Raw genomic sequence first — 10,568 nt, 5'->3', positions numbered from 1 at the left:
ACCCCACCCTTGCGCGCGAGCCGCGACCTCGCGGCCTGCTCCAGCGGCGCGCCCCCGACCGAGGCACTGCCATTGACGGGCACCGTCACCGCGCGCTCCAGGTAGCCTTCCTCCGCGCGCAAGAGCAGCCGGTACGCCCCCGGCGCCACCGCGAGCGTGGTGGGGCCTTCGCCCTTCTCCAGCTCCGCCACCAGCGCGCCGCTTTCGGAGGAAAGCACCAACCAGCGGCCCGGCGTCTTCACATCCAATGTCAGCCGTCCCCGTGCCTGCTGCGGCTCGGAGAGGATGAGCTCCCCGCGTCCGCGCAGGTCCATCCGGAACGTCGGACGCTGCAAGCCTCCCGGTGAGACAAGCGTGGACTCCAACGTGCGCGCGTAGGCGTAGCGGTAGGCTTCCTCCAGCGTGACGCGCCCATCGCGCGACGCATCGGCCGCGCCGCGCAGGCCTGTCGCCAGGTGGTGCGTGAAATAGGAGCCCTGCAGCGCGTCCGACTCCTGCGCGTATTCGTCCGCACCCGAGGCACTGATGACGACCCGCCCCTCCAGGTCCGCGGCCTCCATCGTGATGGGCGCGGCCACGGGCTTGAGGCCCTTCAGGCGCGTGGCGACGCCGGAGCGGCACGAGTCCAGGATGAGCAGCCCCACGCCCACGGGCGATCCCTTGAGGAAGTCCACCAGCTCGCGCATCGGCAGCTCGGTGCCTCGCAGGTGCAGGCTGCCGTCGCCCGCGTGCGAGGAGATGTAGAGCACCAGCCAGTCGCGCGCCGTGGCCTCGGAGGACAGCCGCGCTTGGAAGCGCGTCAGGGCCTCACGCAGCGTGGCGGCATCCGTGCCCAGCAACGTCACGGTGCGCTCCGGGGGCACCGTGCCCACTTCCTGGAGGACCTCACGCATCCGGCGGGCGTCGGCCTCCGCGAAGCGCAGCCGCTCCTCACCGGGCAGTCCCTGGTTCTCCCCCACGACCAGCGCCCAGCGTCGCGGCGCCTCCTCCGCCGCGCGGGCTTGGAGCGGGGCCACGAACACGCAGAGGGCGGCAAGCAACCCCGCCATCGTGGAGAGCCACCGCGTCATCGGACGATTCGCGGAAGCCGTGGGCCTGGGGACGACCTGCCTCATGAGGCGACTCGCTTGCGAAGGACCTGACTCCTGGAGCGACCCGCAGGACCGCAGGGGCCTGCACAGGGCCTGCCTCATGGAGCGACTCGCAGGACCGCGTGGGCGCTCGCCTTCCCGAGCCCGTCAGGCGTCACCGCGTCCAGCGGCCCCCGTCCCCTCGCCCGGGCATCCGCGATGCGCGACAGGAGCTCCGCCTTCGCCTCGTCCGCGAGCAGCGGCGTGTCCGAGAAGAACGCATGCAGCGCCACCGACCCCGGCGTCACCTCCAACGGCGGCGACAACTTCACCTCCGCCCCGGGCTCCACCGTGGCGCTGATCCGCCCCCCCTGCGGCCAGAGCACGTCCACCGCGCCCGCCTCATCCACCGCGAGCACCAACACGTTCCGGTGCGCTCCCGTCCCCACCGCCAGCGTCACGTGCTCGCCGGGCCTCGCGCTCGTCACGGGCGCGCCGCCCTCCGACAGGAGCCGCAGCCCCACGCTCCCCTTCAGCCGCACGCCGTCCTCCGTGCCCTTCGGCACGTAGACGACCAGCACCAGCCCCACCGCCAGCGCGGCCACCAGTGGCCCGCCCCAATGCCAGCTCCAGCGCGCACGCGCCGGCTGGGCGCGCTTCGCCTCCAGCTTCGCGAACACCGTCGCCGCCCGGGGCGCGCGCAGGCTCGACTCCCGCGCCTGCCGCAGCTCTTCCGCGACGGGCCCACACGTCGCGCAGGACGCCACGTGCGCGCCCATGCGACCCGACGGATCCAGGCCCGAAAGCCATTCATCCAATTCCAACCGCGAGAGGTGCTCAGCCACGGCCCGCCTCCAGGTGCTCTCCCGGCAACCGCCCCAGCTCCGCGGCCTTCTTCCGGATGGACTCCAGGTCGCGGACGATGGTCTTTCGCGACACGTCCAGCATCTGGGCGATCTCCTCCTGCGTCAGCCCATCGAAGAAGTGCAGCGTGGCCACCTCCAGCTCGCGCTCGCCCATCCGGCCCACCAGGTGGCGGATGAAGTCGGCGGCCTCCCACTGACTGGGGGTGAGGGCCGCGGACTCCTCGCGCTCAGGAAGTGCCGGCTCGCGCAGGTGGCGCGAGCGCAGCGCGTTGAGGCACAGGTTGGTCGTGACGCGGTACACGTACGTCATGGGACGGGCCTCCCGTCGGAACCGCGCGCCTGCCGTCAACATGCGCTCGAAGACCTCCTGCACGATGTCCCACGCATCGGCGTCACGGCCGAGCAAGGCGAGCGCACGACGGTGCACCACGGGCGCGAAGCGCTCGTAGAGCTCCCTGAGCTCCTCCGCACCGAGCCCGCTCGCCATCCGCGTGTCCGACCTTCCTGTTCGTGCTTGTGACACCCGGGCCCGGTGGCCTGGGACATCGAATCCGAAACGGGGTGTGGGATACTAGCCGCGCCCCGGCGGCATGTCCCAGGCCGCGCCCGTCGGGTGTCCCAACCGCACGTGAACCGACTCCTGCCCGCCGTCCTGCTCGCCCTGCTCGGAGCGGGGTGCTTCGACCCGCTGTACGAGGACCTGGACCCCCTGGGCGAGGTGACGTGGGCCGTCTGCTGCGTCTCCGGCCAGGTGGACACGTGCCGCTGTGAATCTCCCGACGGCTGCCCAGCCGCCTTCCGAGCCTGCGCCGAGGGCACCTGCGCGGAGTCGCTCAGTCAGTCCTGCGGCGGCTTCGGCACGGACGGAGGGATGGAGCAATCCCGGGACGCGGGCACTGGCGTGAACACGGACGCAGGCACCAGCACCGACGGCGGCATCAGCATCGACGCAGGCACCAGCACCGACGCAGGCACCGATGGAGGCACCGACGCGGGCCCCATGGACGCAGGCCCGGGGGACCCCGGCACGGCCTACGGCCCCTGTTGCAACCCGACCACGCACAAGGTCACCACCTGTGCCTGCCCTGCGTCGGGCTGCGCGAACCCACCGTTCACCCCGTGCGCGGCGAGCCGGTGCGCGCTGGAGGGCGAACGCTGCTGAGGAGCGCCACCGGCTACTTCTTCTCCAGGATGACGGCATAGAACTCGATGCCCACGCCCTCCCGGTCCTGCTCGGTGATGTAGCCCTCGGGCAGGCCCAGGAACTCACGCACCGTCAGGACGCCGCCGGGGCCGGGGGTCCACGGCTCGCAGAGCTTCAGGTACTCGGGCAGGGAGAACAGCTCGAAGGACTCGCCCATCTTCTGGAACATGCCCACGAACTGCTCCCACTGGGGCGTCGTCTTCGCGGGGTCCTTGGTCTCGAAGGTGGTGAAGAGCTTCGTGCCCGGCGCGGCCCAGTCATACAGGTCGCGGAAGAACTTCCGGTTCTCCTCCGCCTTGAGGAACACGGTGATGCCATTGGCGCCCAGGGCCACCTTGCGCTCGCCGCCCAGGAACTCGCGCACGTCGGCGCGCTCCAGGCACGCCTTCGCCTGACGGATGTCGCATTCCAGGTAGCGCACGCGAGGGTCGTCGCCCAGGAGCACGCGCGCCTGCGCCATCGTCAGCGGGTTGATGTCCGAATACAGCACCTTCACGTCCGGCGGCAGTACGCCGTGAACGTGGTCGTTGGTGGGCAGGCCGGACGCGAAGTCCACCCAGTGCGTGTAGCCCTCCGACGACAGCCGCTTCGCCGCCACCTGGAGGCACGCCCGCAGCATCCGCACCCACTTGCGCGTCGCGGGCAGCAGCGAGAACAGGAACTCCGCCGCCTGCCGGTCCGCCTCGAAGTTGTGCGTGCCGCCCAGCGTGTAGTCGTAGATCCGCGCCGCGTCGGGAACCTGGGGGTTCACCCCTGGCACCCGGGCCAGTTCATTCACATCCATCATCGCCGCTTCCCTCGGTAGGGCCCCCCACCCACGTCATCGCGACGTGGGTGAAGCAACTGACTGCCCATTGTGCCGACCCGCTCTCGCGGTTGCACCGTTCCTACGGAAGCAGGCCCGTGACCTGGCGCAGCAATTCCAACGGTCCCAGCGTGGCGACGGCGTCGAACTGCTCCGGCGTGCGGACCAGCAGTGAGCCCGCGAACCCCAGCGCGTTGACGTTGACGCCCAGGTGCTCCGCGCGGCTCCGGGGCACGAGCAGCATCCAGTCCCGGGTGACCAGCAGGTTGTACGGCGACGTGTCTCCCAGCCCCAACGCATCGCGCAGCAACTGGTACGCCGCCAGCATCCGGGCCCCCGGGGCCGGAGCCGTCCAGGGCCCCAGTCCCACCAGCAGGTGGAGGAAGGGCAACGCCCCCGCCGACACCACGCGGCCCGGTCCCGGCAGCGCGGGGAGCAGCGCCTCCACCGGAGCCCGCAGCGCGTCAGGCCCCAGCGGCGACACGAGCTGCAGGTGCTTGTGCCGCTGGCTCGCGCCCGCGATCTCCCCCGCGTTGTAGAAGGCCAGCCCGTCCAGCCCCTCCAGGCACGTCGCGAGCGCGTCGAAGTCCCCGACCGTCAGCAGCGCGTCCTGGGATTCGAAGTCGCGCGTCACCAGCAGCAGGTGGTGCTCCACCACGTTGAACTTGTTGAGCAGACACACGTGCGCGGGCGCCACGTCCCCCAGCAGCAGGTCCGGCTCCGGGTGCGCGAACGGGTTGAAAGGCGCCGCGCCGGCGGGCACCGGCCGGGGACGCTCCTTCAGCGCCACCCGCCCCAGCACGCGCACCTGGAACGTCGCGCCCGCCTCAACCACGGTGCGCGCCTCGGTGGTGATGGGCTGCAACGCGCCGGTCTCCAGCGCGTGTCGGGTCACCGCCAGCGTGCGCGGCCAGAGGGCTTCGGGCGTCAGCGGTGAGGCGTTCACGGACGAAAACTCCCGGTCGGTCGTGTCGCGGGAAGGCCGGGCCTTCAGCGCGGGGGACGGAAGACGTACTGGTGCTCCTGGGGTCCGGTGTCGGGCGGGTACTGCGCGTCCATGAAGGCGACGCGCGCGCTCTGGGTGATGAGCGCGTCCTGGAGGCTGTCGTAGAGCACCACGACCTTCGTGGGCTTGCCCGTCGGGTCCACGTCCACGCGCACCTTGAGGTTGCCCTTGAGGTCCGGCTTCGCCTGGAGGTGCTCCAGGTACAGCGCGACGAGCCCCAGCGACACCCGGTCGTAGATCTGCTCCACCGTGCCCTTCGCGGGCGTCGCGGGCAGGTGCAGCTTGCGGCTCAGCTCCGCGGTCTCCGCCACCGCCTCCGGCACCGGACGCTCGGTGGCGGCGAGCGTCGCGCGGTACGCGGCCATGGCGTCCACGAAGCGCTCCTGCTGGAGGAACAGCCGCGCCCGCCGCACCTGGAGGTCCGCGCGGTTGGGCGCGAGCGCCACCGCCTGCTCCAGGCGCGCCTCGGTGGCGGCCGCATCCGACCGGGCCTCGGCCAGCCTGGCCAGGCGCGACAGCGGCTCCGGATCCTTCGGGGTCGCGGCGCTCAAGCGCACCAGGGCCTTCTCCTCGTCCTCGGGGCGTCCCAGCTCCGCGCTCAGCCGCACCCAGGAGGAGAGCACCGCGGGCTCCGCGCCCCCGAGCGTCGCGTAACGCTCCAGCATCTTCACCGCCTGCGCCTTGTCCCCCACGGCGAGCCACGCCTCCGCCTGTCGCCGGTGCGCCTCGCGGTCATGCGGCTGGAGCGCGACGAGCAACGCGCCCGCCTCCGCGCCCGCCTTCGCATCCCCCGCCTCCCCGGCCAGCCGCGACAGCACCTGGAGCGCTTCGGGCTGCTCCGGCCAGTCCTTCACCGAGCGGGCCAGCAGCGCCCGCGCCTCCGCCGCCCCGCCCGGCCGGCCCGCGAGGAGCAGTCCCAGGTCGGTGCGGATGCGCGGGATGTCCAGCTTCGCGAGCGCCTCGCGCAGCCGCCCTTCCGCCTCCGCGGGCTTGCCTTCCGCCTGGAGGCGCAGGCCATCCGCCCAGAGCGCGGGCGCGAAGCCGGGCACCGCCTTGCGCGCGGCCTCCAGCGGCGCACCCGCCTCCTGGAGCATCTTCCAGCGCACGTACACGAGCCCCATGCCCACGTGCGGCCAGGGGTTCTCCGGATACAGCACCGCGATCGCCTTGAACTCGCTGAAGCTCTCATCGGAGGGCAGCGCGAGGAAGGCCCGGTACAGCCGGGGCATCGGGTCCTTGGGCGTCTTCGCCTCCTGCGCCTCCAGTTCCCGGCGCAGCGCGCTGGGGGAGCCCTGGACGCGGGCGGTCTCCATGCGCTGGAGCATCGCCATGCCGTCCGCCGCGGAGGCGGGCACCGGCCGGGCACCCAGGGCCGGGAGCGCGCACAGCACGCACAGCAACAGCAGCAGGAACGGCTGGGGACGGGACGTCATCAGGGAGCCAGGACGACAGGACGCTACCAGATGACCGCGCGAGGCAACCTCCCCCTTTCCGGACTACAGTCCCGCACTCCCTTCCTCCGGGGTGCCGGATGTCGACCCGACCGCGAGCGCAGGTCCTTGAAACACTGTCCCGGCGGGCCTTCCATGAAGCCCTTCCTCCGGAATGGAGGGTCCAGGACCCGCACCGGCAGCACGGCCTGGATGCCCGCGTGCAGCCCTTCGGGCACCGCAAGGCCCTGGGCCCCGCGTTCTTCGCCGGCATCGAGGCCACCGACGACGGCCAGGGGGATGACACGGGGGTGACCGTCACCTTCCGGGCCGAGCGGCTCCGGGAGTACCTGGACGCGGCGCATCCGGTGATGCTCGTCGGCTTCCATGCGCCCACGAACGGGCTGTTCTTCGCGTGGGTCCATCGCCTCGCGGCCGCGCACTCCGCCGAGGAGCGCATGCGGTGGGACTTCCAGCAGACCGTCTGCCTGCGGCTGGAAGAGGCGCTCCGGGCCCGGGAGCCTGACGAGCTGCTCGAAGAAGTCCGGGGGTTCTTCGGAGCGCGAGAAGCCGTGCCGGAGCCGGCCCCCGTGCGTGTGCGGTTGGAGCTGCCGCCGGGCGGCATCTCGCAGGAGGTCCACGACGCGGTGGCCTCCTGGCTGGACACGGCCCGTCCCCGGGTGACGCTGGAGTCCGGGCCGGCGGAGCTCGTCCTGGAGGTGGCCGCCGACTGGAGCACCCTCCGGGTCGCGTATTCGGACCTCCACCACGCCCTGCCCACGTCCCTCCCTCCGGAGCCGAGCGCGGAGCAGGCCGCTGGCGTGGTGCGGCTCATCGCGGCGATGGCGCTCTCGCTCGCGGGCCTCCGTGACGACGCGGCGGCGCTGCTGGTGGAAGCACTCGCGTCCAGCGCCTGGCCCGGAAGCACCGCCTCCCGCCTCCTCCTGCAGCCCGTGGTGTGGAACGTGCTGTTCGCGACGGAGGACTTCCAGGACGTGCTCGGCGCGGCGGAGATCCTCGCGGCCCGCGAGCTGACACCCCAGGCCGTGCTCGCCGCCCGCGTGGGCCTGGAGGTCTTGCGAAGCCGGCCCTTCGTCCGAGGGTCGGAGGCCCCGCAGCGCTACCGGGCCATGCTCAAGCACCTCCTGGAGCGGACGAACGAGGCCGCCGACAGGGGCGCCCTGCACGCCCACCTCGCCCAGCACCTGCGCGTGTCCGGACTCGGCAGGGAAGCAGTGCACCACCTGCGACTGGCGGCGATGAACGACCTGGGCCACCTGCAACGCGATGACTGGTGGAGCGCGATGGCGGGAGCCCTGCTGCTGCGCGGATGCGCCCGACAGGCGGTGGCCTGCTACACGTACACCGCGACGCTGAGCGAGGATCGCCGCGTCACGGCGCTGCTCGCGAGGGCGTACTTCCGCCTGCGGAGGTTCAGCGATGCCGACCGCCTGTACGCACAGTGGTTCGACCGGAACCCCGAGCTGGAGCCGCAACGGGTGCTGGAACACTTCACCGCGCCCATGCTCGAGCAGCTCTTCGGGAGCGGCCATCGTCAGGTGGGCCGCGCCTGGAAGCGCGCCTCCGAGGCCATCATCCTCGAGGATCCATGGCTCCAGCTCGCGGCGTTGCAGGAGGCGCTCCAGTGGGATCCCCTGTGCGAGCTCGCCTGGGCGCACTACGCGCAGCTCAAGGCCGACATGGAGCCGGGGCTGGGGGCGAACGCGTGGCTGGCCCGGGCCATCCTCACGGGACACCGCGATGTGACGGCCTGCTTCAAGGCCATGGAATCGCTCAATCACGCCTCGGGACAGGCCCCGGGACTGCTGCGCATCTCCCTCCTCTGGTTCGCGCTGCGCCACCATGGCGAACACTTCTACGAGGAGGCCGAACGCCAGCTCACCGCGCGCTCCGGAGGAGGCCCCCTCGGGGGCTACATGGAGTACCTGCGCGGCCTGGAGGAACCGGCCCGGACGTTCTTCCGCCACCTGGACGGGACGGACGAAGGACTCTTCCCCGAACGGTGACCCCCGACCTGACCCCGGGGATAAAAGCTCTGTCTTGTTTTACGTGGATTGTATCAACCAGCCCGGGTCCGTATGGCCCGGGGGAATGGCCCTGGGGGATGACAGGAGCTTCCAGCGAAGGACGTCATCCGGCCTGGAGGGCTTGACCCGGACCGGGAGGGCTGGGAGGAATGGCCCACCATGGCCTCCGCCGAGAAACTCGTCTTCCCGACCATCGTCGAGGGACTCTTCGTCCGGGGACTGTCCGGCAAGGTGTCCTTCTCGCTCAAGGAGCAGTTGCGCAAGGAGGGGTTGGATCTGGACCGACCGCTCCAGCCCGCGTACTCGCTGGACACGTGGTCGCGCTGCGTGGCGCTGACCGCGAAGTCGCTGCACCCGGAGCAGCCGGATCCGGTGGCGTGGCGGATGCTGGGCGAGCGGATGATCGACGGCTACCGGGACACCATGGTGGGCCGGGCCCTGCTGGGCGTGCTGCGGCTCATCGGCCCCAAGCGGATGCTGCACCGCACGCAGCACAGCTTCCGCACTGGCAACAACTACACCGAGGTCCGCATCACCGAGCGCGGCGAGCGCGAAGCGGACCTGTGGCTCAACGAGCCCGGCCTGCTGCGCTACTTCAAGCAGGGCGTGATGCTGGCCACGGTGCGCGCGGCCAGCGGCCCCACCACGCAGGTGGACGTCGTGCAGTACGACGACGACAGCGTCACCTACCGCGTGACCTGGGGCGTGCCGGGCTCCTGAAGCACCGGGGCCCGCGCGACTCGGCGGATCCGAGACCGGGGGCCCCTTGCTCGCACCGGGCTCCATCTGCCAGCGTGGAACGTCTGGGAGCGGTGCCGGGATCGCGCCCTTGAAGAGGGGGCTGCATCCAATGCCGTCGAACGAGCGCGCCAACCTGCCGCGCTGGAACGGTCAGCGGGGTTTCTTCGAAATCTGGTTCCTGGTGGTGCTCGACCCTGGCGGGGACCGCGCCTGGTGGTTGCGCTACACCTTGTTCACCCCGGCCCCGGGTTCGCCCGGGGAGCCGCGCGCCACGATGTGGGCCGCGGCGTTCGACTGCGCGTCACCCACGCGGCCGGCGGTGGCGCTCAAGTCCATCCACCCGGCCACGGCCTTCAGCACGCTCTCGCCGTCGGGGGTGCGCATCGGGGACTCGGAGTTCGCCCCTGGCAGGTGCCACGGGCAGGTGGCCTCCGGGGAGCACGCCATCGCGTGGGACCTGCGCTTCACGTCGGAGGGACGCCCGCCGGTGCGCCGCGAGCCGCGCGGCACGGCGCTCCTGCCCCTGCCCACGCGCGTGGCCCACGTGCACGACGACATCACCTTCGACGGCACGGTGACGGTGGACGGCGAGCGCTATGAGGTGAAGGGCGCGCCCGGCCTGCAGAAGCACCTGTGGGGCACCCGGCGGCTGGAGGAGCTGACGTGGCTGTACTGCCCGCGCTTCCGCGAGGATCCGGACGCGCGCCTGGAGGCGATGATCGTGCGCGCCCAGCGCAAGCCGGGCCACCCGAGGCTCGCGCCCATCTACCTGCGCACGGGCGACGCGGAGCACACGTTCCATGAGATGCCCAACATGCTCTTCACGCGCGTGACGTCGCCTTCGCGGGGAGAGCTGGCGTTCAGCGCCACGTCCGCCACGGTGGCGATGAAGGGCCGAGCGTGGTGCGACCCGCGCACGCTGGTGGGCTACGCGTACCGCGACCCGAAGGGCTGGGACGTGCTGGTGGCGCAGAGCGACGTGGCCCAGTGCGAGATGGAGCTCTTCTCCCGGCCCCACCCGTTCGCCGCGTGGCGTCCCACGAAGAAGCTCACCTCCACCGTGGGCGCGCTGGAGTTTCACGCGCCGGAGGCCATGCCGGGCGTGCGCTACATCCCGTGGGACGGCACCGCGCTCGCACGCGAGGACACGCCGGATCCGGTCCGCGAAACGGGCTGACGCAGCAGGAGCAGCGCTTGTCCCAGCCGGTGCGCGAGGCGGCCCGACAAGCAGGGGGGCTGCTCGCGCGAAGAGCGGCGGCGGAGGCGGAGGCAACGCCTTCATCCCTTCCCGCCCGAGCCTCTCGCGGAGAGGACGGAGGCGGAGGCAGGGCTCGCGTCCTGCCCCGCTCCAGCGACTGGGGTGGGAGGAACTTGCGGCCACGGGCCCGCGATGCCGTC

10 protein-coding genes are annotated in these 10,568 nt (G+C 71.8%); 4 read left to right on the top strand and 6 right to left on the bottom strand.

Features of this window, described 5'->3' with window-relative positions; all coding sequences use genetic code 11:
• The 3 genes from D7X74_RS12945 to D7X74_RS12935 all read right to left on the bottom strand — a co-directional run.
• Positions 1–1,070: caspase family protein (locus tag D7X74_RS12945; protein ID WP_199741814.1), on the bottom strand; the 1,070-nt coding region annotated here is incomplete at its 3' end.
• A 119-nt stretch (positions 1,071–1,189) separates the two neighbouring features.
• Positions 1,190–1,915: a hypothetical protein gene (locus D7X74_RS12940; protein WP_120533248.1), complete on the bottom strand. Its 726-nt coding sequence runs from the start codon at positions 1,913–1,915 to the stop codon at positions 1,190–1,192.
• Positions 1,908–2,423: a sigma-70 family RNA polymerase sigma factor gene (locus tag D7X74_RS12935; protein WP_120533247.1), complete on the bottom strand. Its 516-nt coding sequence runs from the start codon at positions 2,421–2,423 to the stop codon at positions 1,908–1,910. Before D7X74_RS12935 ends, D7X74_RS12940 begins: the two co-directional genes overlap by 8 nt.
• 141 nt (positions 2,424–2,564) lie before the next feature.
• On the opposite strand from D7X74_RS12935, the gene D7X74_RS12930 reads away from it, so the two are divergent.
• Complete coding sequence (locus D7X74_RS12930) at positions 2,565–3,098, top strand: hypothetical protein (RefSeq protein WP_147446555.1); 534 nt, start codon at positions 2,565–2,567, stop codon at positions 3,096–3,098.
• A gap of 13 nt (positions 3,099–3,111) precedes the next feature.
• Here D7X74_RS12930 and D7X74_RS12925 read toward each other — a convergent pair whose 3' ends face one another.
• The 3 genes from D7X74_RS12925 to D7X74_RS12915 form a co-directional block, all read right to left on the bottom strand.
• Positions 3,112–3,927, bottom strand: coding sequence for an SAM-dependent methyltransferase (locus D7X74_RS12925; RefSeq protein WP_233595508.1), 816 nt, complete (start codon positions 3,925–3,927; stop codon positions 3,112–3,114).
• 100 nt (positions 3,928–4,027) lie between these two features.
• Positions 4,028–4,891 (bottom strand): ATP adenylyltransferase, encoded by an 864-nt coding sequence (locus D7X74_RS12920; RefSeq protein ID WP_120533245.1) that lies wholly within the window; start codon positions 4,889–4,891, stop codon positions 4,028–4,030.
• A 44-nt stretch (positions 4,892–4,935) separates the two neighbouring features.
• Positions 4,936–6,384, bottom strand: coding sequence for a hypothetical protein (locus D7X74_RS12915; RefSeq protein ID WP_199741813.1), 1,449 nt, complete (start codon positions 6,382–6,384; stop codon positions 4,936–4,938).
• A 98-nt stretch (positions 6,385–6,482) separates the two neighbouring features.
• Here D7X74_RS12915 and D7X74_RS12910 point away from each other — a divergent pair, with 98 nt between their 5' ends.
• From D7X74_RS12910 to D7X74_RS12900, 3 genes are all read left to right on the top strand, one after another.
• On the top strand, positions 6,483–8,408 hold the full coding sequence (locus D7X74_RS12910) for a DUF4365 domain-containing protein (protein ID WP_147446554.1): 1,926 nt from the start codon (positions 6,483–6,485) through the stop codon (positions 8,406–8,408).
• 180 nt (positions 8,409–8,588) lie between these two features.
• Positions 8,589–9,149, top strand: coding sequence for a DUF2378 family protein (locus D7X74_RS12905; RefSeq protein WP_120533242.1), 561 nt, complete (start codon positions 8,589–8,591; stop codon positions 9,147–9,149).
• A gap of 130 nt (positions 9,150–9,279) precedes the next feature.
• The gene (locus D7X74_RS12900; RefSeq protein ID WP_120533241.1) at positions 9,280–10,347 is read left to right on the top strand and encodes a hypothetical protein; all 1,068 of its coding nucleotides are present in this window, start codon (positions 9,280–9,282) and stop codon (positions 10,345–10,347) included.
• Positions 10,348–10,568: the final 221 nt, after the last annotated feature.

Source organism: Corallococcus sp. CA047B (assembly GCF_003612065.1).
Taxonomy (GTDB): Bacteria; Myxococcota; Myxococcia; order Myxococcales; family Myxococcaceae; genus Corallococcus; species Corallococcus praedator.
The sequence above is the reverse complement of the archived record's forward strand: the minus strand, read 5'-3'. Positions and strand labels throughout refer to the sequence as shown.

What these genes read in the sequence shown, in the direction of transcription:
- D7X74_RS12935 (WP_120533247.1), bottom strand. Translation starts at nt 2,423, where the DNA reads ATGGCGAGCGGGCTCGGTGCGGAGGAGCTCAGGGAGCTCTACGAGCGC.
- D7X74_RS12900 (WP_120533241.1), top strand. Translation starts at nt 9,280, where the DNA reads ATGCCGTCGAACGAGCGCGCCAACCTGCCGCGCTGGAACGGTCAGCGG.
- D7X74_RS12915 (WP_199741813.1), bottom strand. Translation starts at nt 6,384, where the DNA reads ATGACGTCCCGTCCCCAGCCGTTCCTGCTGCTGTTGCTGTGCGTGCTG.
- D7X74_RS12925 (WP_233595508.1), bottom strand. Translation starts at nt 3,927, where the DNA reads ATGATGGATGTGAATGAACTGGCCCGGGTGCCAGGGGTGAACCCCCAG.
- D7X74_RS12905 (WP_120533242.1), top strand. Translation starts at nt 8,589, where the DNA reads ATGGCCTCCGCCGAGAAACTCGTCTTCCCGACCATCGTCGAGGGACTC.
- D7X74_RS12910 (WP_147446554.1), top strand. Translation starts at nt 6,483, where the DNA reads ATGTCGACCCGACCGCGAGCGCAGGTCCTTGAAACACTGTCCCGGCGG.